Origin of the sequence: Pumilibacter intestinalis (assembly GCF_943193005.1) — a bacterium.
In the GTDB taxonomy this organism is placed as follows: domain Bacteria; phylum Bacillota; class Clostridia; order Christensenellales; family Pumilibacteraceae; genus Pumilibacter; species Pumilibacter intestinalis.
Window position 1 is genome coordinate 85301 of record NZ_CALPCH010000007.1, and the last position, 25479, is coordinate 110779.

Consider the following 25479-nt stretch of genomic DNA (forward strand, 5'->3'; position numbering starts at 1 on the left):
ATCCTTTAATCTATATAATCTTTAAGTTTTTTACTGCGCGACGGATGGCGCAATTTTCTCAGAGCCTTAGCTTCTATTTGGCGAATGCGTTCGCGCGTTACGCCGAACTCCTTGCCCACCTCTTCGAGCGTGCGGCTGTGCCCGTCGTCTATGCCGTAGCGCAGTCTTAGCACCATTTCTTCGCGCGGGGTGAGCGTGTCGAGTATGCCCAAAAGCTGTTCTTTCAAGAGCGTGAACGCCGCCACGTCTTGCGGAGCGGTTGCATGGTCGTCCTCTATAAAGTCGCCGAGGTGACTGTCCTCTTCCTCGCCTATGGGCGTTTCGAGCGACACGGGGTCAAGCGCTATACGCTGAATTTCGCGCACGCGTTCTTCCGATATTCCCATCTCCTTGCTTATCTCCTCGGGGGTGGGGTCGCGCCCCAGTTCCTGCACGAGCACGCGGGTTGTGCGTATGAGTTTGTTTATGGTTTCCACCATGTGCACGGGTATGCGTATCGTTCTCGCTTGGTCGGCAATCGCGCGGGTTATGGCTTGGCGTATCCACCAGGTTGCGTATGTGGAGAACCTGAAGCCCTTGGTATAGTCGAACTTATCCACAGCCTTCATAAGCCCGAGATTGCCTTCCTGTATCAAATCGAGAAACAGCATGCCGCGCCCCACGTAACGCTTGGCAATGCTCACAACAAGCCTTAAGTTGGCTTCGCTGAGTCGCGTTTTGGCGTATTCGTCGCCTTTCATCATGCGCTGAGCAAGTTCCACCTCTTCTTCCATGGAAAGCAAAGGAACGCGCCCGATATCTTTGAGATACACCTTTACGGGGTCGTCTATGTTTACCTCGCCCGCTATGAGTTGCTCTATCGAGTCGTCGTTTTTAAGGTCTATTTGAGTGTTGATTACTTCTATGTTGTTTTGCGCGAGTATGCGGAAAACCTCTTCCACCTGTTCGGCGTTGGCTTCGCACTCCACCGCGAGTTTTTCGCCCACCTCGTCGTAAGTGAGATGCCCGCGCCTTTTGCCCGCCTCTATAAGTCGCTTAACTTCGCGATTTATCTTTTCGCTTAGTTGCACGGGCGCAATGGATTTCACCACCTCCACGTGGTGTTCCGCCAAATATTTGAGAGCTTCTTCCATTTGCTCCGCGCCCGCCTTGAGCGCGGCGAGCTTTTCGCCCACCTCGTCGTAGGTGAGTTTGCCGCCTCTTCCGAGTCCGGTTTCGAGCAGTTTGGTAAGCGTATCTTTCATTTGTTCCGTGATTTGAACTTCGGACATTTTATTCTCCTTAAATTGCCTTCGGGTGTGTGTCAATAATCTGTTTCGCCCTTTTTGAGTCGCTCTATTTCCGAGTCTATCTTTTTGATTTCCTGCGCGTAGCTGAGCAGCAGCGACAGTTCCGCCGTTTCTTTGGACTTTTCGGCAAGCGCGCTCTTTTGAGCGGTAAGACTGTTTATGGCAAGCGATTTTACGCACGCGGCGTATTTGTCCGCGCCGTCGCCGTCCAAAAACGGATAGTTTGCAATTTCGCCGAGCAACTCTTTGTCTTGCTCGGGAGTTTGTTCGTAAAATTCGGCGAGCCCTTCGCTTTTGCCCGACTTGAACCGCTCGAGTCCGCGCTCGTATATCCTCCGCCCGAGTTCGCTCTCGAGATAAGGAAACACGTTCAACGTATAGTCGCAATACGGCTTTTCGTTGAGCACCGACGCGAGCACGAATTTGAGCGACGGGTCTATAACTGCGGCGGGCTTTTGTTCCTTTTGCGTAGAGGGCTTTTCCGTAAACTCCGGAGGCGCGGACATTTCGGTTTGCTTGTAAAGCGTATTCATGGTGTAGCCCGTCATCTCGTGCAACAGCTTTAAGTATTCTTCGCGTTCCACGGGATTTTCGAGCGACTTGATTACCTTTGCCGCCTCCACCGCGAATTTCGCCTTTTCATCGGGACGCTTGAGGTCGTATTTTTTGCCAAGCGTTTCTATCTTGAACTTAGTGAGCGTAACCGCGTCTTCTATGAGCTTTGCGTAGAATTCCGCTCCCTTCTTTTTTATCACGTCGTCGGGGTCGAGCCCGTCGGGCAGTTTTATTACCTTTACGTTGAGTCCCGCTTCCGCAAGTATGTCGAGTCCGCGCAGAGTGGCTTTTTGCCCCGCCCCGTCTCCGTCATAGCTTATGTATATGCGGTCGCAATAATTCTTGATAAGTTTTGCCTGCGTTTGCGTGAGCGACGTGCCCATGCTCGCAACCGCCGTATCGAAGCCCGCCTTATGAAGCGATATCACGTCCATGTAGCCTTCGGTCATGATTACGTACTCGAGCCCTTTGGTCTGCTTGCGCTTTTTAAGTAGGTTCACGGCGTAAATATTGCGCGATTTGTCGAATATAAAAGTTTGGCTTCCGTTGCGATATTTGGCAAAGTCGGGGTTTTGAACGAGCACACGCCCGCCGAACGACACCACCTCGCCCAAGTTGTTTATAATGGGAAAAATCAGTCTGCCGTAAAACACGTCGTAGTATTCGTCGGCTTTCTGCGCCGCAACGCCCGCCTCTTTCATTTCGGATTTGGTGTAGCCCTGCTTTTCGAGATACTGTATCATTTCCGTTCCCGATACGCTGTACCCCAGCCCGAACCTGCGAACCAAGCTCTCTCCCACCTCGCGTTTAGCCAAATATTCCCGCGCGGAGCTTGCCGCGGGAAGCGACAAATTCTCGTGATAATGCCGAGCCGCCGCCCGCATGAGTTTATACAGCCGCTCCCGCTTTTGAGCGTCGCGAGCGTAGTTGCGGTCGCCCTGCTTGAATTGCGGCACTTCGAGGTTGGCTTCTTTGGCGAGTATTCTTATCGCCTCGCCGCGGTCTACCGACTCTATTTCGCTTATAAAGTTTATCGCGTTGCCGCCCGCCTTGCAACCGAAACAGTGATACAGTCCTTTATCCGCCGAAACGGTAAACGAAGCGGTCTTTTCGTGATGAAACGGACAGCACCCCCAATACGTGCCGCCCTTTTTAGTAAGGTGCGTGTAGCGCGATACTATTCTCACAATGTCGCTGCGCTTAAGCAGTTCGCCGATAAATTCTCCGTATTCCATTCTCTGTTACTTGTTCCAATTTTTGGGCACGGTAATATCCGTAAAGCATTTCACCGCGTAGTTGTCGCTCATCATGGAAATGTAATCCACCGCCTTTTGCTCGGCGGAACCGTCCATGCGGCGAAACTCTTCGGGTATAAGCTCGGGATACTTTGTAAAGTGCTTGTATAAAAACTTTATCATATCCACGGCTTTGTATTCTTCCGCCTTAGCAACGGGCGACGAGTACACGTTATCGAACATATACTGCCGCAAATTCATTATCTCGCGCTCGAAAGTTTCGCTCGGAGCTACTCGCGGATTGTTTTCGCTGCTGGTTATTATATCCATAATCATACTGTTTAACCGCGCGGCGTGCCGTTCGCCGAACAACCTGCGAAAATGCGCGGGTATATCGGTTTCGGATATCACTCCCGCCCGCACAGCGTCGTCTATATCGTGATTTATGTATGCGATACGGTCACTCCATGCCACAATTTGCCCCTCGAGAGTGGCGGGTTTTCCTTTGCTCGTGTGGTTCAGTATGCCGTCGCGCACCTCGAAGCACAGGTTCATGCCCTCGCCGTTGTATTCGAGCACGTCTACCATTCTAAGCGACTGCTCGTTGTGCGCAAAATGAGTGAATTCGTTGAGCGCCTTTTCTCCCGCGTGCCCGTACGGCGTGTGCCCGAGGTCGTGCCCGAGCGCAATCGCCTCGGTAAGGTCCTCGTTGAGCCGCAAAGCTCTCGCAATGGTGCGGGCTATCTGACTCACCTCGAGCGTGTGCGTAAGCCGCGTGCGGTAGTGGTCGCCCTCGGGAGAAAGAAAAACCTGCGTTTTGTGCTTAAGCCTGCGAAACGCCTTGCAATGCAGTATCCTGTCGCGGTCGCGCTGAAAATCGGTGCGCAATCCGTCTTCGGCGAGAGGACGCTCGCGCCCCTTGGAGTCCGCCGCCTTTGCGGCGTATTCGCTCAAGTATTCGGCTTCTATTTGGTGCGTTATATCCGAATAACGCGTTACGTTTTTACCTATTGCAGTACCCTCGCAGTGTTAAAAAACAACGATACGAAAAAACCACGTTAAGGACGGCGCATTTTTCGCACCGTCCTTATCGGGATTTGAATATTAGCTGAAATTTGCTCTCAAAAGCCTATTACTTTCTCGGGTTTTTGATGTTAGCCTGAGCCGCGGCAAGACGCGCGATGGGCACGCGGAACGGCGAGCAGGAAACGTAGGAAAGCCCGATATTGTGGCAGAACTCAACGCTGGACGGGTCGCCGCCGTGTTCGCCGCAAATGCCGCAGTGCATATCGGGGCGAGTCTTTCTGCCGAGCGTAACGGCGGTTTTCATGAGAGAGCCCACGCCCTTTTGGTCAAGACGGGCAAACGGGTCGCTCTCGTAAATCTTGTTCTGATAGTACGAGCCGAGGAACTTGCCCGCGTCGTCGCGGCTGAAGCCGAACGTCATCTGGGTAAGGTCGTTGGTGCCGAAGCAGAAGAACTCGGCTTCGGTGGCAATCTCGTCGGCGGTGATAGCCGCTCTGGGTATCTCTATCATGGTGCCCACCTCGTATTTGAGGTTAGCTCCCGCGGCTTTGATTTCCGCGTCGGCGGTTTTAACCACTATATCCTTAACGAATTTCATTTCTTTAACTTCGCCGGTAAGCGGTATCATGATTTCGGGCACGAGCTTCCAATCTTTGTGCTTCTTCTGCACCTTTATGGCGGCTTTTATGATTGCTTTGGTCTGCATTACCGCAATCTCGGGATAAGTTACGGTAAGACGGCAACCGCGGTGTCCCATCATGGGGTTGAACTCGTGGAGCGAGTCTATAATCTCTTTAATGCGGGTAACGGTCTTGCCCTGAGCTTTGGCGAGAGCCGCTATATCCGCCTCGTCGGTGGGAACGAATTCGTGCAAAGGCGGGTCGAGGAAACGAATGGTTACGGGATATCCGCCCAGAGCTTCGAACAAGCCCTCGAAATCCGCCTGTTGCATGGGCTCGATTTTGGCGAGAGCGGCTTCGCGCTCTTCCACGGTGTCCGAGCAAATCATTTCGCGGAACGCGCCGATACGGTCGGGGTCGAAGAACATGTGCTCGGTACGGCAAAGACCTATGCCCTGCGCTCCGAACGCCACAGCCTGCTTTGCGTCGGCGGGGGTGTCGGCGTTGGTGCGAACCCCTACAGCCTTGTATTTATCGGCAAGAGCCATAATTCTGCCGAAATAACCCGAGTTGGGGTCGGCGGGAACGGTCTTTATTGCGCAGTCGTAAATGTTACCTGTAGAGCCGTCGAGACTGAGAGAGTCGCCCTCGCGGAAAGTCTTGCCCGCAAGTTCGAAATACTTTTCTTCTTCGTGCATCTTGATATCGCCGCAACCCGACACGCAGCAAGTTCCCATGCCGCGAGCAACAACGGCGGCGTGCGAGGTCTGACCGCCGCGAACGGTGAGTATGCCCTGCGCGTATTTCATGCCCTCGATATCTTCGGGCGAGGTTTCGAGACGAACGAGGATAACTTTTTTGCCCTTCTTGCCCTCTTCAACGGCGTCTTCGGCGGTGAACACGATAGTGCCCGTAGCCGCGCCGGGCGAAGCCGCGATACCCTTGCCCACTACGTTGTTCTTGTCGGCGTTCTTAAGAGCCGCAACGTCGAACGTGGGGTGCAAAAGCATGTCGAGCGATTTCGCGTCTATCTGCATGATGGCTTCCTTTTCGGAAATCATCTTTTCGTCTATAAGGTCGCACGCGATTTTGATAGCGGCGGCGGCGGTGCGCTTGCCGTTACGGGTCTGCAACATATAGAGTTTCTTGTTCTCTATGGTAAACTCCATATCCTGCATATCGCGGTAGTGATTTTCGAGGGTTTTGCAAACCTGCTCGAACTGCGCGAACGCCTCGGGGAATACGTCTTTCATCTGCGCGATAGGCATGGGGGTGCGAACGCCCGCAACAACGTCTTCGCCCTGAGCGTTCACAAGGAACTCGCCCATAAGACCCTTTTCGCCTGTTGCGGGATTGCGGGTGAACGCAACGCCGGTACCCGAATCGTTGCCCATGTTGCCGAACGCCATCATCTGCACGTTAACGGCAGTGCCCCAGCTGTACGGAATATCGTGGTCCATGCGGTAGATGTTCGCACGGGGGTTGTCCCACGAACGGAACACCGCTTTGATTGCGCCGAAAAGCTGCTCTTTGGGGTCGGCGGGGAAATCCTTGCCGATTTTGTTCTTGTATTCGGCTTTGAACTGCGAAGCGAGTTCTTTGAGGTCGTCGGCGGTGAGCTCAACGTCCTGCGTAACGCCCTTCTTCTCTTTCATTTTGTCGATAAGCTGTTCGAAATATTTCTTGCCTACCTCCATTACCACGTCGGAATACATCTGTATGAAACGGCGATAGCAGTCCCAAGCCCAGCGGGGGTTGCCCGACTTTTCGGCTATAACCTCAACCACCTCTTCGTTAAGACCGAGGTTGAGAATGGTGTCCATCATGCCGGGCATGCTTGCGCGTGCGCCCGAGCGAACCGAAACCAAAAGCGGGTTTTTCTTATCGCCGAATTTTTTGCCGACAAGTTTCTCGAGCTTGTCTATGTTTTCCATGATTTCGGCTTGTATATCTTTATTGATTTGCTTGCCGTCCTCGTAATACTGGGTGCAAGCCTCGGTTGAAATCGTAAAGCCCTGAGGAACGGGAAGCCCGAGATTGGTCATCTCGGCAAGGTTCGCGCCTTTGCCGCCGAGCAATTCGCGCATCTTTCCGTTGCCCTCTTTGAACATATAAACGAACTTTTTGGACATAATGGTTTGTATACTCCTTGTAAATGTATTTTTTACCAAAAGTTATTATATCACAACGAGGCGTCATAAAGCAACTGTTTTAACGAATATTTCGAAATACGCGCGGAATGAGCGGCATTACTCGCACATATATATTTAACATGACTGTACTCGAAGCTGTAATTCTCGGAATAGTGCAAGGACTTACGGAGTTTTTACCCGTATCGAGCAGCGGACACCTCTTGCTCGCCGCAAACTTTTTGGGCGTGGGACAACTCGGGCTGGGGTTCGAGCTCGTTTGTCATCTCGGAACGCTCGCCGCCATAATTATAGTTATGCGGCGCGAAGTGTGGGATATCGCGCGAAAGCCGCTCGCAAAACCCATGCGACTCATTGTAACGGCTTCCGTGCCCACGGCGATTATAGCGGGCTTGATTTCGGTGCTGTTTCGCGACGCGCTTTACGGCAACATGCTCGTTTACTGCTTTATAATCACGGGCATATTACTGCTGTGTTGCGGCTTTGCGGCGAACAAGACCGCGCCAAAGCCGCTCACCTACCCTCACGCGGCGATTATAGGCGCGGCGCAGGGCATAGCCGCGCTGCCGGGTTTGAGCCGAAGCGGCGCAACCATTGCCGCCGCAACCATACTCGGATACCCGCGCAAACAGGCGGCTCGCTTTTCGTTCCTCATTTCCATACCCGTTATAGTCGGCTCGAGCATAGTGGAAATAGCGTTCAACGGCATAGGCGGCGGCATAGACGCGCCCGCGCTGATTGCCGCGCTCATTTCGTCTTTTATAAGCGGACTCGTTGCCGTGAAATTCATGCTCAAACTGCTCGAAAAACACAGCCTGGACGGCTTTGCGATATACCTCATGCTTCTCTCCGTATTCATGCTTTTGAATGACTACGTACTGCATATTTTCTAAACGCGGATAATTGAGCCGCTCCGTGCGCAAACTATGTTTGAATACGGAGGTATATACGAATAAAATGGCACAAACCGCACATTTGAAAAAGAGAACGAGCATACCCGTGTTTGTCACGGCTACGCTCGGCACAATGTTTCTCGGATTTTTGTCGGGACTGTTCTCGGGCAGTAAAGCAGGCTACGGCATGCTCGTTCTGCCGCCCGCAACCCCGCCCGACAAAGTGTTTCCCATAGTTTGGGGCGTACTCTACGCAATGATAGGCGCGTCGCTGTTCTTCATAATGAACAAGCCCGCGGTTACCAAAACGCTGGAGCGCGACAAAAACGTAGCCGTGATTTTGTGGGCTATAGGTCTTGCGTTCAACCTTGCTTGGCCGTTCGCGTTCTTCACGCTCAAGTGGTACGCGTTCTCGTTTTTGTGGCTCGCCGCTTTGGTTGCGATAAATCTCGCGACTATCATATACGCGTTCAGAGTGTCGGCCGTGGCGGGTTCGCTTCTCATTCCCTACGAAGCATGGCTGATGTTCGCGCTGTATTTGAATTTGTTTATCGCGATTATGAATTAGGCGTTTCGAAGCAATCCCTTACATGAGAAAGTAACCATACATGTTTCATGCTTGAGATTGCCGCGGGCACAAGTGCCCTCGCAATGACGGGTATCCACACGTTTAATTGTCATTGCGAGCGTAGCGAAGCAATCCCATACATGAGAAAGCAACCATACATGTTTCATGCTTGAGATTGCCGCGGGCACAAGTGCCCTCGCAATGACGGTATACCCACACGTTTAATTGTCATTGCGAGCGTAGCGAAGCAATCCCCTACATGAGAAAGTAACTTACTTCCTTGCTTCCTCAATGATTTGCAGAGCAAGAACGGAGTCGGAAAGCGACGAGCCGCAGTATTCGACAGTGCTGTTAAGCACGTAGCGGCGCGCGAAATCTTCCACTTCCAAGGCGTACGGATTTACGTCATTGTAAACCGTGCGTCTTTTCTCTTGCCCGCAATCCACCGTAAGCTCGCGCAAACTCTTCTCGCCGAAAAATCCCCTCGCCTCTATCCTGCCGCAATCGCCGCATATAACGAGGTCGTTAAAGTCGGGGCTTGCCGACTGCGACGAACTCACCGTTACGCTCAATCCGTTGTATGCCAAAAAGGCGGTTTCGCTGTCGAATACGGTATCGAAGCGAATATGCGCACTGTTTCCCGCAACCTTTTGCGGCTTGCCGAACAAAGCTATCGCCATATCGAGAGCGTGCACGCCGTTGTCCGACAGAGTGCCTCCGCCGCCGAGCACGGGGTCGAGTTTCCAAAGCGCGTTTTTTGCGTTTTCGTTCATGCGAAAACCCCACCTAAAGCACGCGCTTTCGGCTTTGCCTATCTCGCCCGAGCGCAAAATTTCTTTTATATCGGCAAACGCCTTTTGGTGTCGCAAATGGTGCGCCACGGCAAACCCGCCGCCGTAATCTTCAAGCAGTTCGGCGCACGCCACAGCTTCCGCGGCATTTTGCGCGAGCGGCTTTTCGCACAGTATCGGCTTGCCCGTTTTAACGGCGCGGGCTATGCTCTCGCGGTGCATAAACGGCGGGTTTGCTATAAGTACCATGTCATAGTCGGCACGCGCGAGCATTTGTTCCTCGCTCGTATAGCTCTCCCCTATGCCGAAACGCTCGCACGCTTTTGCGAGCAGTTCGGCGTTTCGCGCCTGAGCCGCCACAGCGCGGCAAATATCCGAATTTTCGAGCGCGGGCAACGTGCGCTTATACGCCGAACCCGTTGCGCCTATAACCGCAATTTTAACTTTCACGTTTCTTTCCTCGAGGTTATGCAAAAGGCTTCGCAAAAAGCGAAACCCGTTGCACATATAGTTAATTTATCACTCTATGCTGTAAAGAGCGCACAGCACCGCCTGTTCGGCAACGCCCACTTGATGTATTACCCACGAGGCGTTTTGCTCCCACGTAAACTTTTTGGTCGCCTGATAGGGGAACAATTTGGTTACGGGGTCGCGGTTGAGATAAGCCGCCGTTGCGTTTTTATTGAAAGACTCCATGTATTTCCTTGCCTCTTCGGGCTTGTAGAGCCTAAGCTCGTAGTAGGCTTCGTTCAATATGCACGCAAACCACGGGTCGCCCGTGTAGTAAAATTTGCTTGCGCCGGGGTCGAGCAGGTTAAACGTTTTCTTCGCCGCCGCCGAAGTTCCCACAGCGTCGTCCATATACTCCGCCTTTTTGGTTTGGTCGGTTTCCAAATCGTACATGAGTAAGTCCGCCAAAATCATACTGCCCGAATTGTAGGCGTAGTGCACGCGGTTTACGCCGCCGTTCTTGCGCACGCCGTTTTCGATAACGGTGTGTATGCCGTTCCAGTAATCGTAACTTTCGGGCTTGTTCTGCATGATTTTGCAAAAGTCGTAGAACTTTTCCGCCCACTCGAAATAATACGCTTTTTCCTCCGCGTTTTCGGCAAGCTCGCTGAGCATTGCGTTAACCATTATGCCGCAAGCGTTCGCGCTCAGTCCGCGCTCGAGGTGCTGTTCGGTCGCGCCGTCGGTAAGCCCAACCTCGCTCCAAACTATGCCTTTGAGGTCGTCGTTCCAGCCCCAAAGCACCCAGTTGTTTACCCGCTTGGCTTCTTCGAGATACCACTCGTCGCCGAACAGTTCGTAAGCCCTGAGAAAGTTGCGGGCAACCCAAATGTTGTCGTCGAAGAAACAATCGCCGTGCCCGCCGTTTACCTCGCTTCCTCTGCCCGAATGGTATTTCACCGAGTCCGCCGCAGAGTTAGCCGCAGGATTGCTTTGGCGAAAATACTTGAAATTGTTTATCATTTTGCGGAAAGTTTCTTTCTGCTCGTTATCTTCGGGATAGAGCTTGCACATGTAATACTGCATGCCCGCCGCGCTGAAGTTAGACCACAAAAATCCGGATTGCGTTGTGTTGTGATATTCTTTTACGTTTATATACTCGTTTTCGCCGCTTCCGCCGCTCACCGCGTAGTTATCGAAAATAGCTTTTACCATGGCTTTGGCGCGGGTTTCCTCCTCGGTGGGCCGTTCCACCGTAACGAGAGGCGGCTCTTTTTCGCCCTCGGGCGGCTTATCCGCCTTGCACCCTCCGAGCACTCCCGCGCTCAGTACGAGCGCGGCGAGCAATACTATAGCTTTTTTCCAAATTTTCATATCCGCGTTATCTATCCTCCTTGCGCTTTTTTGCAAGAACGATAGCCGCAGCCGCGCCGAGCGTTACAACCGCCGCAACGCCGCCGAACAACGCGCCGTCTGCGGTAAGGTCGCCGCCGCAACCGCAACCCGCTTCAACCTCGTTGTCGTCGGGTTTTTCGTCGGGTTTTTCGTCGCCGGGATATTCCACGCCGGGTATGCGGCTGCCGTCGAGGTTAACCGCGCCCTTAAGTTCGAAATCCCAGTTACGGTCGGCGGTCATACTCGCACTGCCGCCCATTACCGTTAAATATCCGAGTTGGAAGTTCTGAATTTCCACCTCGTATTCTTCGCCGTCTACAGTGAGTACTGCTTTGGTGAGGTCGCCGCGGGGCGCGCCGTACACGCTGTAGTAATTCGCCATGTTGCTTATTACGGCGTCTTTAAGGATATATACTTTGCCGTCTTCGGGACTGTACGCGAGCATTGCAGTTACGCCGTAGTAGCAAATAGCGTTACTGTCGGTCATGTGCAAGCCGAGCTTAATCATGCCCTGTCCGTCTTTGAATTCGCCCGTTTCAACGTCTATGCCGCCCTCTACCGACGACCATGCGCCGATACCCTCTTTGTTGGGCATGCCGAGCGCAACGCCTTTTTGAACGTACTCTTTGTATGCCGCTTGGAATTTTTCGAGCAGGTCGGCGGCTCCCACGTTGCCGTAGCTGTTGGGAATAAACACGTCGTCTTCTATTACTATTTTAGCCGACAAATCGAGCACGGTGCGAGTTCCGTCAGCTTTGTAATTCACGCCGGGAAACACCGCGTCGTCTTCGTCTGCGGTAAGCTCGATAGCTCCGTACAAAAAGTTTTGATAAGTTTTCTCGCCTACTGCAAAAGCGTCGGTAATTGCGGGTCCGAGTATCATTTCACCCGTTACGTCGTACTTTTTGTTGCCCTCGTTAAAGCGAGTGGGCTTTTCGTAAAGCTCGTAAGTTTCCGCACTTAAGAGCACCGCGGTAAGCGTTTGCGCGCTTACGTCGAGGGAAATTTCAGAAGTCCCCCCCCCGTTTGATACGAACCGCTGAACGAGTATATTCGTTCCTTCCGCAAATTCCATGAGAGCGGCGGGCACGCCCATAGCGTTATCGTATTTTGCTTGCACCGCGGCTTTCACGGCTTCGGCGGTAACGCCCTGCGGCAACTTTGAAATCAGTTCGTCGGCAATTGCGCCTACGCTGTCCGCGCCTATTACCGATACGATTTCGCCGTTTTCGTCAACTTTCATAGCCGCATGGAAAACTATTTCGGTGGTTTCGTCCTCTTTCTCGGTGAGCACGGCAACGCCGTTTGCGAACTGCTGGCTCACAACATCTTTTTGAGTGGTTGCGTTTGTAACCGTTCTTTCCTCGGCTACGGGCGCACCCCATTTTGCCGAATTACCGTAATAATCGTTGAGAAACGTATTCGTTACGGCAAACATTTTTCTGCGAATTTCGTTAAATATAACTTCGCCCGTTTTCTGGTTTTCGGATACAATATCCTGACGCCACACAATATCGCGCGGTTTACCGCCATCCGTCTTAAAATTAACTCTTATAGGATTTACGTTAACGTCTTTATCCGCATAATATTCTTTGTAAGCGTTCGCGTAATCCGAAATAGTAAGTTTTTTGAATACCTCTATAGGAAACGCAGTGTCGTACCAAATAGGGATATACATACTCTCGGCAATATCATCTGCCGTTAGTTCTTCTTCCACTCCTGCATCAGTCACGTTTTTACCGTAAACCGTTTGACCGTTTTTCGTATAGCCGAGCGAGAAATTTTGATAGGTTGTTTCCTCGATAGTAAAATCGTTGCCTTTAGGCAATCCCAAATGTACAATTTGGTCTTTCCAACCGTTAGAAGCATTGGCGTAAGCATTAACGCTTTTACCTTTAACCGTGTATGCTTTTTTATCATACGGATTAAATACCATAAATGCGTAATCGCTTGCCCACAGCCCCGCACCCTGTGCATAGTTGCCGAGGTTCAAATGTGCTGCCAAAAAGCCACCGAACGCTTCCCAACCATTCATGAGCGGAGCATGACTGCCGCTCGTGTCAAGAGCAACTCCCGCTTGCGCCATATCCGCTTTAAGCCTTGCGCCTTCTTCTTCAAATGCGTTTTCAATATCGGCACGAGTAATGCCGCCGATAAACGTACGCCCTTCCAATCCGCCGTATTCAAATACTTTATCCGCCGCGTAGGCGCGTACCGTGCCGAGCAGTACCCCGCACGACACCACCGCGAAACAAAGCGTTACCGCAAGCGCGATTATCGCCCGTTTCATTTTGCCAACTGTCTTCATACAAAATCCTCCGTTATTTGATTTTTTATAATACCGGTTTGAGTATAGTTTTCCGGAATTATACAAAGTTTATGAATTTATCAGCCTTTGAGTCCGCCTATAGCCACGCCGCTGATAAAGTATTTTTGCATGGCTATGAACACCGCTATAACGGGTATGCTCATGAGCACGCTCATCGCCATCATAGGTCCGTACTGGAACTTGGTTTCGAGCGAGAAATTGCGCAGCGCCATTGTGAGCACGCTCATCTCCTCGTGACCTTGCAGTATCAGGTTGGGCCACATATACGAGTTCCAAACGCCCTGAAAGCAGAATATTCCGAGGGTGAGGAGCGCGGGCACGAGCATGGGCAGATAAATCTTAAAGAATATGCGCAATTCGCCCGCGCCGTCTATACGCGCCGACTCGGCGTATTCACTGCTTACGGGGATTAGGAACTGCCGCATAAAGAATATGCCGTATACGCCCACCGTACCCGGCAGTATCACGCCCAAGAACGTGCCTATAAATCCCGAGCCGCCGTTGCCGAATATATCGTTGCCGCCCACGAGCGGAAAGGAACGAAGAAGCAAAAACGTGGGCACGGTGGTTGCAATTCCCGGCAACATCATGGAGAGCATCATAATGCGGAAAATGAGTTTGCCGCCGCGGAAACGCAGTTTCTCGAAGCCGTATGCCGCCATGGAAGCAAACAGCAGGTTGGTGAAAATATTCACCGCCGTAAGCCCTATCGTGTTGAAGAAATAGCGAACCACAGCCACGTTTTCGAACACGTTTTTGTAGTGCTCGAGCGTTACCGAAACGGGCAGCCACGAACGCGTTGCGTATATTTCGCTCTGCGGACGGAACGAAATGAGAATAGACCAGTAGTACGGCGCAAGCGCGATAAACGCGAGCGCGAGCATTACTATAAACAGCGTTGTTTTTTCAATTCGATTTTTGGTTTTGGGTGTAAGTTTAGTCATCTCGCAACCCCCTTTAATACGCGCGGTCTTTCACGAACCGCTGTGTAACAGTGGATATAACCGCAATGAGCGCGAACAGTATTACCGCCTGCGCCGAAGCGTAACCCATACTCGTATTAGTGCCGAACGCTCGGTTATATATCACGAACACGGGCGTTACGGTGGAGTTTGCGGGTCCGCCGTCGGTCATGGTGAGCACTTGGTCGTAAAGCTGAAACGCGCCTATTATGCTCATTGTGATTATAAAGAAAGTCGTGGGCAAAAGAAGCGGCAACGTAATCTTAAAGAACATATACGGCTTTGTCGCGCCGTCTATTTTACCCGCTTCGTAAATCTCGGGCGAAATGCCTTTCATTGCCGCGGCGTAGATTATCATGTTGCCGCCTATTCCCTGCCACATTGCGAGTATAACTATGGTAATCATAGCCGTGCTCGACGACTCCAACCACTGCGGACCTTCGATTGCGAAAATGCGCAAAAAGGAGTTCACAATGCCTATATCGGGATTGAACACAAGGCGGAAAACGGTTGCCGCCGCCACCGCGCTCGTAAGCCCCGGCAGGTAGTATATGGCGCGAAACACTTTGCCGCCCGCCACTTTGGAGTTAATCAAGAGCGCGTACACAAGCGGAAGCACCACCGAAAGCGGGATTGCAAACAACGCGTACCAAGCCACGTTCGCAAACGATTTGAGATAAACGGTATCGAGGGTGAAAATGTTTACAAAGTTGTCAAACCCCACAAACTCCATTTCGCCCAAGCCGTCGTACCGCGTAAACGCGAGCGTTACTGCCATTATTATGGGCACGAGCACAAAGAGCAAAAAGAACAGGAGCGAGGGCAACACGAACAAAAAGCCTTTCACCTCGAGCCGAGATTGCAAAGTTCTCTTTTTCTTTACAGTAGCCGTCATTTCCGATTTCTCCGTTACATCACAAACTCGAGTTTGAACATTTCGTCGCCGTTCTTTTTAATCTGTTTGAGCGCGGTTTCCGCGTCTTTTATGCTTCCTTTACCCTCGCGGATATACTCGCGCAACGAGTCTATGGTTGCGAATATCCAAGCGATTTCCACGTTGGAATACCCTTTCACTATGGGTCGAACGTCACACGTGGGAAGAAGCTCTTTCATTGTGGATAAAGTGGAATTTTGCGAAACGAATTCGCTTTCCTGCAAAGCGGTTTTTGCGGGCAAAAAGCCGTAAAGCTCGCAGTACTTTGAAAGGTTTTCGTCTTTGAGCCACCACTCTATAACCTTAAAGCTCTTATCCAAATTTTTGGATTTGGGAACGGCGAGCGAGTAGCCGCCGAGCATACCCGCCGAGTTTCCCTCGGTTTCGCTGAACGCGGGATAGCCCACAAAGCGCAAATTCATTTCCTTTCCGAGAAGGGTTTTAACGGTGCTCGCGTAGTTGCTCGGTCCGAATTTCATGGCAACTTTGCCCTCTATAAACTTATCGTCGGTATGATAATCGGTGGGGCAACCCGTAATTTCCATAAGCTCTATAAACAGGTTCATCACGTTTTCGGCGTCGCGGTAAGATTTGGAGTTTTTGTCGGAAACGTCTATGTTTATCGTGGGAAACATTCCGCTCGTATCCACAAGTTGCGCGTTGTCGAGCGTGAGCATAAAGCTGTAGAACTGACCGCGCAGGTTGTAAGCGTCAAGCCCCACGATTTTGTCCGTGCCCTCGCCGCTCGTAAGCGTGCGGGTAGACTCTTTGAGTTGAGCCCAGGTTGCGGGTATCTGCTCCTCGGTCATGAGGTCCATGTTGCACCACAATCCCCAAGCGTCGAGGTCGGTGGAAACGCCGTAAGTTTTGCCTTTCACCGTAAGTTCGCGTTGCGCCGCTTCGTTGTAGTCGCTGAGGTTTATAACATCGCTCTCCTCTATCTTTTGAGTGAGGTCGTGCACGAGCTTGTTTTTGCTCACAGTTTCCCAGCGCGGCCAAACGGCGATATCGGGCGCACTGCCGCCCATGGAAGCCGTGGAAATAGATGCGGTTACGCTGTCTTGCATTTTGTAGGTCATTGTGTAGCCGAATTCGTTGTTATCGTTGAAATACTTTACGAACTCGTCCATAACCTGTTTGTCCGAGCCCGTCGCTTCGCACCACACCACAATCGTGTTCGCGTTGTTTGCGCCGCACCCCGCGAAACCGAGCGCGAGGCATACGCACAACACGGCAGTTAAAGCACACGAAACCAACTTTTTCATATCATAGTCCTCCTTTGGAGATTGTTTATTTTACTTGTTAAACGATTTTCAGCCGCGCACCGTGGCTTTTATTATTGTTACTTCGCCGTCGAGCGGGCGCACCGTATAGTCTCCCGCGCTCGCAGGAATTATAAACGTTTCGGCATAGTGCACCTCGTAAGGCTCGAACGCGCCCGTCGGGCTTTCTATTATGGCGCCCTTGCCGTCTACCACGTTGGCTTCGGTTACGCTGTCTTCCGCCTTTACCGTAGCTTTGCCCGTTATCTTCATGCGGCGCGTTTCTATAAACTCGCGCTCGTGCAGTCCCGTGCGCTCTTCCGTAAAGCCCTCTTCTTTGTTGATTAGCTCGAAGCGGTTTACGAGATTTTTCTTTACCCACTCGGTGTCTCTGTCCCACTGAATTACGTGTTTGCCGTGGTTTATGTGCACGGGGCGCGGCAAGCCGTCAAGCCCCAATCTCGACCAGTCCCACAGCTTGAACGTGAATATATACGGCGTTGCGCTTATCTCGAGCACCATTGTGTCCGAACCCGAGCAGTGCACCGTGCCCGCGGGGATTAAGAAATGGTCGTGCTTTTTCACGGGGAATTTGTTTACGTACTTTTCGGCGGGAAACTCGCACTCTCCGCGTTGCGCTTTCTCGAGGTCGGCAAGCATTTGTTCTTTGTTCACGTTTTCTTTGAGCCCGAGATACACGTGCGTATTGTCTTCGCAGTCCAAAATGTAGTAGCTCTCGTCCTGCGTGTAGTGCATGCCGAAAGTGTGCTGAATGTACTCGGTGAGCGGGTGTACCTGCAACGACAGGTTCTGCCCTCCCATGGTGTCGAGGAAATCGAAACGTATGGGGTACTCGTCGCCGAAGCGGGCGTGCACCTTGTTGCCGAGCAGTTGCGCGGGGCGATAAAACACAACGTCTATAGAGGGCACTTCCACGCGCACGTTGCCGAAACGCATGAATATGCTGTTCTCCTCGGGTACGCCGTCGAACGCCCAAGCGTAGTTCTTTTCGCTCTTATCAAGTCCGCAAACCTCTTTCATCCACTGTCCGCCCCACACCTCGGGCGCAAAGTACGGCACGAGTCTGAACGGGCGACTCGCAAAAGTTTCGAGTCCCTTGCGCCAGCCCTCGCCGCTCACGAGCTTAGGCTCGGCGGTGTCGTTGGTATCGAGCAAATAGTCGGCGGTTTTCATTACGTTGCGCTTGTGACGGTCCGCCATGCGCCACTCCACGAAAAATCCCTGTTTGAATTTGGCGAGCTTGTTTGCCTGCGCGTTGTCGGTGTTCCAGTTGGTTGCGCCGCATGCGAACCTGCGCTGAATTTCCCAACGCGCAAGGTCGAGATACACGGTTAAGTCGCCGCTCGCAACGAGCGAGGCGCAAACGCCCATAACGCATATCACGCCCTTTGCCGCGCCTATTTCGGCGCGTAGTTTTTCCGCTTTGTCCTCTTCAATAAAGTCGGTAAACTTAAGCGCGTTCATCACGCCGAACACTCTGTCGTTCGTAACAAAGGGCGCAATGCGGGCGTTGTACTCCTTTTTCTCGGTCATTGCCGCATCGGTGAAAAACCAAGTTGCGCCGAGCGAGGCAAGCCCCTCGCGCACCTTTTGCTGTTCCACCTGCGTGTAGCAGTCCATAACTATCACGAAGCGTTCTTTGCCCTTTGCGAGCAAAGCGAACTTTTTCGCAATGCTATCGTAGCCCTGCCGAGCCTCGAACCCTTTAATCTCGAGCTCGGGGTACTTGTCGTAATTTCCGTAACCTTTCATAATAACGTTGCTCCTACTATGCCCGCGGCGTTGCCGAGTTGAGCCGACACAATCTTTACGGGCGCATATTTTTCTCCGTACAATTCTTTTTCCGTCTTTTTACGCACTATCGGCAAAAACATTTCCGCCGAAGCCGCCATGCCGCCGCCTATCACGAAACACTCGGGGCGCAGTATGTTGGCAAGATTTACTATCGCCACGGCGAGATATCCCGCAAAGTCGTCCACTATCTTTTTTGCCACCCTGTTCCTTTCGAGCGCGAGCCTGAAAACCTCTTTCGCGGTTATCTGTCGCCCGAACACCGACTGCGCTCGCTCGGACACCGCCGTTGCCGAACAGTAACTTTCAAGGCAACCTTTTCTGCCGCAGTTGCACTCCCTGCCGCCCGGAACGAGAGTCATATGCCCGAATATTCCCGACGCGTCGGCGTGTATGTTGCCGCCCTCTATCTTGCCGTTTACCGCAAATCCGCCGCCCACTCCCGTGCCGAGCGTGAGCATAGCCACGCGCGAATAGCTCTTGCCCGCACCCACAACAGCCTCGCCGAGCGCGGCGCACTTCGCGTCGTTGGCGATTGCCGCGGGCACGCCGAGAGCTTTGGATATATCGTCGCGAAGAGGGTAGTCGCTCCAGCGAATGTTGTTGGAGTAACACACTTTGCCGCTCGACGAGTTTATGAGTCCGGGCGAGCCTATCCCCGCCTTTTCTATCTCGTGCCCGTCGCACAGCTTTTTAGCCGCCGCCACTATATCGCCCACAATTCCCTCGTAGTCGCTGTTTTTGCGGGTGGGCACCGAAGCCGAACTTATTACCGCGCCGTCTTGCACTATTCCGAGTTTAACGCTCGTGCCGCCCAAATCTATGCCGAGAGCTTTCATTTCTTATCGCCCTCGAAGGCGTAAAACGTGAGTATGCCTTCGTTGATTGCTTCCATTTCGCGGAACGCCGTTTCGGCGTCGGTCGCGTCGCTTAACTGCAAGCCGTATCCGAACTGATAAAATCCGCCCAAGCTCGCCTTAAAGTTGGTTTCCCAAAAGTTGTTCATAACCCAGCCGTAAAGTTCGTCGTTGTTGGGGAGCCCGTCGCCCATGAGCTTTACGGCGTGCGCCTCGAGCGTGCCCATTGCCATGAGCGGCGCGTCGGGCGAGGTTATGAGCACCGAACCGTTTTTACCTACGTGCGCCGCACCGTTTTGGAGCGCGTAGAAATCCACGCACGTGCCCGGCAGTTGGTCTATTCTCGGGCGGAACACCGCGCCCGCTTTATCCATGTAAAGCTCGCCGTCCTCATTTGCAAACGGCAACTCTATATACACGTTCTCGGGTTCCCACACGCTGTTTTTGTGCATGCGCAGGTCGGCGGTAAGGCGCGGCATATCTTTGTATGCGGTAATAATCACGCTGCAACGGCTCGTTCCTTTGAGCGAATACACGAGTTCCGCTCGCGAGTATAACCGCCCGTTTTCAAGCACCTTAATATCGGTAAGTTCGCCGTAATCGCGCTCGGTGCGCACCGCCTTGCGGTTTCTGCCCATGTTGCGGCGCACCCACAGGTAATCTTCGGTATCGCCGCGCGGCGTAACCTCGTATACGGGGCGGAACGCCGTGCCTCCCCTCGCAATGAGTTCGCGTTTGCGTTTTTTGTCGAAAATGCTCGTAATTCCGCGAGGGCGCGAATACTCTATGCGCATGTGCGCGTTCTCTATCGCGTTCGTGTAGGCGTAGTTTTCGGAGTCCGCGCTTATCACGCGGTAAATATCCGATATCCCCTCTATTCCCCTTTGCGCGCACAGTCCCGCGCTTTCAACTTCGGGCTTCTCTTTTTCGCGCAGTATAAACGTTTTAACCTCTTTTGGCGCAAGCGACGCGAGTATGCACATTTCCGGTCCGCGCGAATAACTGCTAATCTGAAAGGGCACGCTTCCGCCGCTCTTTTCGTCTATCACGTCGAAATGGGTGTGACCGTAAAAATGTTCGAGGTCTTGCACGAGCACTTCGCGCACCGCAAAGTCGTGCGGGTTCACCGCTCTGAACTTGAGTTCGCGGTGAAGCGATATGGGCGTTTCGCCGTAGCGCCTGCGTATGCGCTCGCACGCTATCGTTGCCGACTCGCACGCCTTGAGCGCGTAAAGCCGTTTCCACTGGTCGAGGTTGTTCACTTGCGGATGGTACGGCTCGGTTATTGAAGACGAATATCCCCAAGTGTGCTCGGCGTATATCATCAAATTATCGAGCGCGGAAGCGTAGTTTTCCGCCCCGCCTATCTCTCCGCTTTCGTCGAGCTTGCGGGCAACCGAGTAGGCGCGTTGAGCCGCGCGAAACTGCATCGTGTCGGCGGGCGTAGACCCCACGCCGTCTGCCCACCAGTCAGTCCAATCGCCCGAATACTCGGGTATGTTTTTCAGTTTCGCCACCGCCGCGAAAAATTCGTCGAGCGTGGCGAGCTTAAGTTCTGTATCTTTGTGTTCGGAGTTGTAGCGGTCTATGAATTCCAATACTTTGAGAGAAGCGGGCGAGTTGTCGGTCATGTTGCCGCTCACCGACGCGGTTATGAAATCGTACTCGTAGCCCTGCTTGCGAGCCGTATCTATAAACGCTTTTATGCGCACGCATGATTTCTCGTACGCGCTCATGCCCGCAAAGGTAAGACCGTCTTGCAACGTGTACTCGAATTCCGACGCCTGCGCAATGCCGAGCTCGTTTCCGAACAAGTAGTGTTCGCCGTTCCACACGAGCAATTTGTTGCCTTTGGGAGTAATCCAATAAAAGGGCGTTTGCTTGCGGAACAGCGGATGATAGCCGTGATGCGTGTGTATAGATGATAACAGCGCGCGCACGCCGTGGCTGTAAAGCACGTCGGAAAATCCCCAACCGTAGCCGTTTATATCGGCGGTCATGGCGCACTTGCACTGCAACCCGAGCGCAGAAAGTTCTTTAACGCACTTGTCCGCCGTTTCGTTGAGCACGCGTTCGCTCGCAAGGTCGGTTAAATTGAGATAACTGCCCGAAAGCCCTATGTTGCCCGACTTAACCGCCGCAACAAACGCTTTCTTTTCCTCGTTCGACGCGTCCGCCAAAAAACAGCGCACCGCCCAATAGCTCTCGCAATTCCACTTAAAACGCGGTTCTTTCTTTACAAGCCCCAACACCTCGCGTATAAACCCTATGTGGTGGGCTTTCATTTTTTCCTGAGTATCGGTATACCCTACGTCGGTATGACTGTGGTGGATTACGTAAACCGTCATTTTAGACATATTCATTCTCCTCACGCTTCTATTTTTTGCAACTTTACCATAATTTACCGTCAAAATGAAAGCGATTTTTCATTTATTTGGCATTTGTCCTGACAATTATACCACCAAAATATATACATGTCAATAAAAATATAGCATTTTCACGGCATATTTTTATTTTTTAAGTGTGTTTATGAAAATTTGCTGTCATTTTTGAGGTGTAAAAAGTTTATAACTCTTGACACAAAAGCGAAAATATGATAAAATTTAAGTACTCAAACCAAATTTAAGGCGAAATTTTATGGCGGAAAATGTTTTTGACAGGATAGAACTGATAAAACAGCATGCAACCAAGCAAGACAACGCTATTATAAAATGCTTGGCTTCGAACAACATAAGCAACTTGAGTTATCTATCGATTACCGAGTTCGCGGCTTTTTGCAACGTTGCCGAGTCCACTCTTTTGCGCTTTTGCCGTAAGTTGGGTCTGAGAGGATACTCGGAGTTCAGAATGTTGCTTGCGCAGAGCAACACCGAATACACGGGCGACTCTGGCGATTTCGCGTTTAATATAATGAACAACATGACTACCGCCCTGCACTCCACTTACGAACTCATAAACCGCGAAAACCTCGAAAAGGCGGTTTCCATTTTGCTCGGAGCTAAGCGCATATACTGCATGGGCAGCGGCAACTCGGGCGTTGCGGCGGAAGAAATGCGCAACAAATTCCTGCGCTTCGGCATACACGCCTTCCACCTAACCGACAGTCACTTTCAAACAATCGCAACCTCCACCCTCACCGCCGACGACGTGCTCGTGCTGTTTTCGGTGAGCGGAAGCACCAAAGACATAATAGGCGTGGCGCAAACGGCAAAGCAAATCGGCGCGAAACTCATTATAATCACCAACTACTTAAAGTCGCCGCTAAGCATGTACGCCGACGTCCCCCTCCACGTAGTGACAAAAAGCGCACCGCTCGACAGCGGCTCGCTCGTAGCTAAAATAAGCCAACTTTACGTAATAGACGTGCTTGCGGCGGCGGTATTCAAACGTACCGAAGACCTATCGCAAAAAAATCTCGAGCGCACGGCAATCGCGGTGCTCGATAAAGAACTGTAACACGCAAAGAAACCGCTCGGATATACCCGAACGGTTTCTTTATTTTCCTATATTTTTTACGCCTCTTTTATTTCCGCCTCGGCGTTTACGTCGGCGGAATAATCCACGTCTGCGAACTTAAAGCCGAACATCTTGTAAAAGTCGTCCCAATAGCCGGCGATATCGGCGTATTCGTCAAGGTTTTGAGTGTTCACGGCTTTCCACGCCTCGGAAACCTCTTTTTGTATCTTCTCGTCCATTTCGAGGTCGTCGAGCCTTATGTAGCCCTCGGAGTCGTAAACGCCGAGTTTTTGGGAGAACAGCCTGCACATCTGCTCTATGCACCCCTCGTGCGTGCCCGCCTTTTTCATAGCCTTATACAAGAGCGAAATATAAAGCGGCACAACGGGTATAGCCGAGCTCGACTGCGTTACGAGAGCCTTGTTTACCGAAACGCGGGCGTTAACGCCGTACTTTTTGGATATGGCTTTTGCGGTGTAGTACAAATCGCGTTTAGCCATGCCGATACTGCCGTTCATGTATATGGGGTGCGTTACTTTGGGTCCTATGTAGGAATACGCGAGCGTGAGCGCGCCCTCTTCGAGCGCTCCCGCAGCCGTAAGCGCGGCAATCCAGTCCGCCCAATCTTCGCCGCCCATTACCTTTACGGTGGCGTCTATCTCCTCGGGAGTTGCGGGAGTAACGGTTATTTCGCCCACCTCGCCCGTGCGCAAATCAATAGTTTTATTCGTAAAGTTTTCGCCCACCGTTTTAAGCACCGAATTGCAAACCGAGCCGTCGGGCATGGTGCGGCGCGGCGCGGCAAGCGAGTACACAACCGCGTCCACTTTTCCCAAGTCGCGCTTGATTATTTCTATTACGCGCTCTTTTATCTCTTTAGAAAACGCGTCGCCGTTCACGCTCTTTGCGTAAAGTCCTTTTTTCTCCGCCGCCTGCTCGAAAGCCGCAGTGTTGTACCAGCCCGCGGTTGCCGTTCTCACGCCCGCCGCCGCGCGTTCGAACATCACGTTAAGCGTAGCCGCGCCGCCGCCGAACGCAAGCGCAATGCGCGAAGCCAATCCGTAGCCGGTGCTTCCGCCTATCACGAGCGCACGCTTGCCCGCGTTTATCTTGCCCGCGTACTTTTCGGCTACCGCTATCTGCGAATTTACCGCCGCTTTGCAACCCTCGGGGTGAGCCGTGGTGCATATAAATCCTCTTACTTTGGGTTCTATTATCATATACAAATCTCCTTATCTTATCCGATTATATAACATAGCGGAAAATTTGTCAATTAAACCGAAGCACGGCAAAACCCGCAAAAAAGGTTGCGCAAGAGCGAAACAAGTGATATAATATATGAAACGGTAAACTAAAGGAGTGTAATTCAATGCAGATACGTGCGGAAAACCGCGAAAAAGTCAAGATAATAGTAGTTGCGGCGTGCGCCGCTTTCGCCGTGCTAATGCTTATATCGCTTATAGTGGGTCTTGTAAGTTTGGCTTCCGCCACCTCGCGCAAAGAGCGGCTGGAGCGGCAGCTCGCCGACCTCAACGCGCGACTCGAGCTCGGCGCGTCCAACCTCGAATACTACAAGAGCGACGAATACATAGAAATGATAGCTCGCGAATACCTCAACATGAAAGGCAAAGACGAAATATCGTTCGTAGGAAAATAACAATGAAAAGCACCGCGATAATAGACGTTGGCAGCAATTCGGTACGGTACGCCGTACTCGACGAAAGCACTACCGTTGCGGCAAAAAAGATAAACAGCACCGTCCTCGCCGACGGGCTGTTTTTTTCGGGCGAGTTAAAGCACGAAGCAATCGAACGTACCGTAGTTGCAATAGAGCAATTTTGCAGAGAAGCGAAGCGCGACGGCGCGGACGAAACGGCGATATTCGCCACCGAAGCGGTACGCGCCGCCAAAAACGGCAGCGAATTTACGGCGGAGGTATTAAGGCGCACCGGAATTGCCGTAGACGTGCTGAGCGGCGAAACCGAAGCCGAAATCGGGTATGCGGGCGCGGCTTCCTACTCGCACGAAATCGCCGCGGTATTCGATATAGGCGGCGCGAGTTGCGAAATAGTTTGCGGCAAGAACAACGCCATAACGTATAAAAAGAGCAACCCCGTAGGTTGCGTGCGCCTGCGCGACGGCGCGGCGTTTTCGCGAGAGAAAGCGGAAAAACTCATATCCGCCGCTTTGAACGCGCCCCTGCCGCCCGCCGAAAAACTGATAGGAATAGGCGGCACGGCAACCGCGCTCGGCGGCATGCTCGCATGCCCCGAAAAATACGATATGAACAAAGTGCACGGCTCTACGGTAACGCGCGAATTTTTGGAGAGCGTTGCAACCCGATTTTTCGAAGGCGCGGACTTACTCGCGGAATACCCCTCGCTCACGCCCAACCGCGCCCGCGTAATAGGCTACGGCGCACTCGTTTCGCTCCGCGTTCTTAATAAGTTCGGATTTTCGCAATACACGGTATCGGAACGCGACAACATAGAAGGCTACTATTTGTTACGTTGCAAGTAATACGTTGTCATATATAGTTTGTTTTCTCATGCAGGGGATTGCTTCGCTACGCTCGCAATGACGGGTAAACATTGTCCTTAGCCGAGCGCACTGTCATTGCGAGGGTGCTTGCACCCGCGGCAATCTCATACTAAATCATAAAACACAAAAAAAGAGGACTGTCGCGGTTAACAGACAGTCCTCTTTACTTAAGCACACTTACGAAATAGATTTCTTGCTAATCGAATTAACACTCGGTTGGGCTTAAACAACTTTATCTTTCCCCAACCTCTCTTCTTGAAGTATACTCGCTCTATTTGCGAGTTCCTTAAAAGGAGGTGATCCAGCCGCACCTTCCGATACGGCTACCTTGTTACGACTTCACCCCAGTCATCG

The 25479-nt window shown here is 52.1% G+C and carries 19 protein-coding genes and 1 rRNA gene; 5 read left to right on the forward strand and 15 right to left on the reverse strand.

The window, feature by feature from the left end:
• Positions 1 to 5: 5 nt before the first annotated feature.
• The 4 genes from rpoD to ppdK all read right to left on the reverse strand — a co-directional run bounded on the left by rpoD (position 6) and on the right by ppdK (position 6857).
• Positions 6 to 1271 carry an RNA polymerase sigma factor RpoD gene (gene rpoD, locus NFR55_RS05025; RefSeq protein ID WP_251546933.1) on the reverse strand — a complete coding sequence of 422 codons (1266 nt, stop codon included), beginning with the start codon at positions 1269 to 1271 and terminating at the stop codon, positions 6 to 8.
• 32 nt (positions 1272 to 1303) lie between these two features.
• Entirely contained in the window at positions 1304 to 3079 is a 1776-nt protein-coding gene (dnaG, locus tag NFR55_RS05030) for a DNA primase (protein ID WP_251546935.1), read from the reverse strand.
• A gap of 6 nt (positions 3080 to 3085) precedes the next feature.
• Positions 3086 to 4060 carry a deoxyguanosinetriphosphate triphosphohydrolase gene (locus NFR55_RS05035; RefSeq protein WP_275556910.1) on the reverse strand — a complete coding sequence of 325 codons (975 nt, stop codon included), beginning with the start codon at positions 4058 to 4060 and terminating at the stop codon, positions 3086 to 3088.
• A 151-nt stretch (positions 4061 to 4211) separates the two neighbouring features.
• Complete coding sequence (gene ppdK, locus NFR55_RS05040) at positions 4212 to 6857, reverse strand: pyruvate, phosphate dikinase (RefSeq protein WP_251546939.1); 2646 nt, start codon at positions 6855 to 6857, stop codon at positions 4212 to 4214.
• Positions 6858 to 6997: 140 nt separating this feature from the next.
• On the opposite strand from ppdK, the gene NFR55_RS05045 reads away from it, so the two are divergent.
• The gene (locus NFR55_RS05045; protein ID WP_251546941.1) at positions 6998 to 7768 is read left to right on the forward strand and encodes an undecaprenyl-diphosphate phosphatase; all 771 of its coding nucleotides are present in this window, start codon (positions 6998 to 7000) and stop codon (positions 7766 to 7768) included.
• A 64-nt stretch (positions 7769 to 7832) separates the two neighbouring features.
• Complete coding sequence (locus NFR55_RS05050; protein ID WP_251546944.1) at positions 7833 to 8336, forward strand: TspO/MBR family protein; 504 nt, start codon at positions 7833 to 7835, stop codon at positions 8334 to 8336.
• Positions 8337 to 8608: 272 nt separating this feature from the next.
• Here NFR55_RS05050 and NFR55_RS05055 read toward each other — a convergent pair whose 3' ends face one another.
• The 9 genes from NFR55_RS05055 to NFR55_RS05095 all read right to left on the reverse strand — a co-directional run bounded on the left by NFR55_RS05055 (position 8609) and on the right by NFR55_RS05095 (position 21485).
• Positions 8609 to 9577 (reverse strand): Gfo/Idh/MocA family protein, encoded by a 969-nt coding sequence (locus NFR55_RS05055; RefSeq protein WP_251546945.1) that lies wholly within the window; start codon positions 9575 to 9577, stop codon positions 8609 to 8611.
• A gap of 69 nt (positions 9578 to 9646) precedes the next feature.
• Entirely contained in the window at positions 9647 to 10951 is a 1305-nt protein-coding gene (locus NFR55_RS05060; protein ID WP_251546946.1) for a glycoside hydrolase family 76 protein, read from the reverse strand.
• 7 nt (positions 10952 to 10958) lie between these two features.
• Positions 10959 to 13280 carry a hypothetical protein gene (locus NFR55_RS05065; RefSeq protein ID WP_251546947.1) on the reverse strand — a complete coding sequence of 774 codons (2322 nt, stop codon included), beginning with the start codon at positions 13278 to 13280 and terminating at the stop codon, positions 10959 to 10961.
• A gap of 80 nt (positions 13281 to 13360) precedes the next feature.
• Positions 13361 to 14245, reverse strand: a complete 885-nt coding sequence (locus NFR55_RS05070; RefSeq protein ID WP_251546948.1) for a carbohydrate ABC transporter permease — start codon at positions 14243 to 14245, stop codon at positions 13361 to 13363.
• 13 nt (positions 14246 to 14258) lie between these two features.
• Positions 14259 to 15158: a carbohydrate ABC transporter permease gene (locus tag NFR55_RS05075; protein WP_251546949.1), complete on the reverse strand. Its 900-nt coding sequence runs from the start codon at positions 15156 to 15158 to the stop codon at positions 14259 to 14261.
• Between the two features lie 14 nt (positions 15159 to 15172).
• Complete coding sequence (locus NFR55_RS05080; protein WP_251546950.1) at positions 15173 to 16462, reverse strand: ABC transporter substrate-binding protein; 1290 nt, start codon at positions 16460 to 16462, stop codon at positions 15173 to 15175.
• 48 nt (positions 16463 to 16510) lie between these two features.
• Positions 16511 to 18232, reverse strand: coding sequence for a class I mannose-6-phosphate isomerase (locus NFR55_RS05085; RefSeq protein WP_251546952.1), 1722 nt, complete (start codon positions 18230 to 18232; stop codon positions 16511 to 16513).
• Positions 18229 to 19110 carry an ROK family protein gene (locus NFR55_RS05090; protein WP_251546954.1) on the reverse strand — a complete coding sequence of 294 codons (882 nt, stop codon included), beginning with the start codon at positions 19108 to 19110 and terminating at the stop codon, positions 18229 to 18231. Before NFR55_RS05090 ends, NFR55_RS05085 begins: the two co-directional genes overlap by 4 nt.
• Complete coding sequence (locus NFR55_RS05095) at positions 19107 to 21485, reverse strand: glycoside hydrolase family 38 N-terminal domain-containing protein (RefSeq protein ID WP_251546955.1); 2379 nt, start codon at positions 21483 to 21485, stop codon at positions 19107 to 19109. The genes NFR55_RS05090 and NFR55_RS05095 overlap by 4 nt, the downstream gene beginning before the upstream one ends.
• A gap of 280 nt (positions 21486 to 21765) precedes the next feature.
• On the opposite strand from NFR55_RS05095, the gene NFR55_RS05100 reads away from it, so the two are divergent.
• Complete coding sequence (locus tag NFR55_RS05100) at positions 21766 to 22584, forward strand: MurR/RpiR family transcriptional regulator (RefSeq protein WP_251546957.1); 819 nt, start codon at positions 21766 to 21768, stop codon at positions 22582 to 22584.
• Positions 22585 to 22640: 56 nt separating this feature from the next.
• On the opposite strand, the gene fabV is transcribed toward NFR55_RS05100, so the two are convergent.
• Positions 22641 to 23804 (reverse strand): enoyl-ACP reductase FabV, encoded by a 1164-nt coding sequence (gene fabV, locus NFR55_RS05105; protein WP_251546959.1) that lies wholly within the window; start codon positions 23802 to 23804, stop codon positions 22641 to 22643.
• 149 nt (positions 23805 to 23953) lie between these two features.
• On the opposite strand from fabV, the gene NFR55_RS05110 reads away from it, so the two are divergent.
• The gene (locus tag NFR55_RS05110; RefSeq protein WP_251546961.1) at positions 23954 to 24241 is read left to right on the forward strand and encodes a septum formation initiator family protein; all 288 of its coding nucleotides are present in this window, start codon (positions 23954 to 23956) and stop codon (positions 24239 to 24241) included.
• Between the two features lie 2 nt (positions 24242 to 24243).
• Positions 24244 to 25104: a Ppx/GppA phosphatase family protein gene (locus NFR55_RS05115; protein WP_251546963.1), complete on the forward strand. Its 861-nt coding sequence runs from the start codon at positions 24244 to 24246 to the stop codon at positions 25102 to 25104.
• 310 nt (positions 25105 to 25414) lie between these two features.
• On the opposite strand, the gene NFR55_RS05120 is transcribed toward NFR55_RS05115, so the two are convergent.
• Positions 25415 to 25479, reverse strand: a 16S ribosomal RNA gene (locus NFR55_RS05120); the annotation flags it as partial.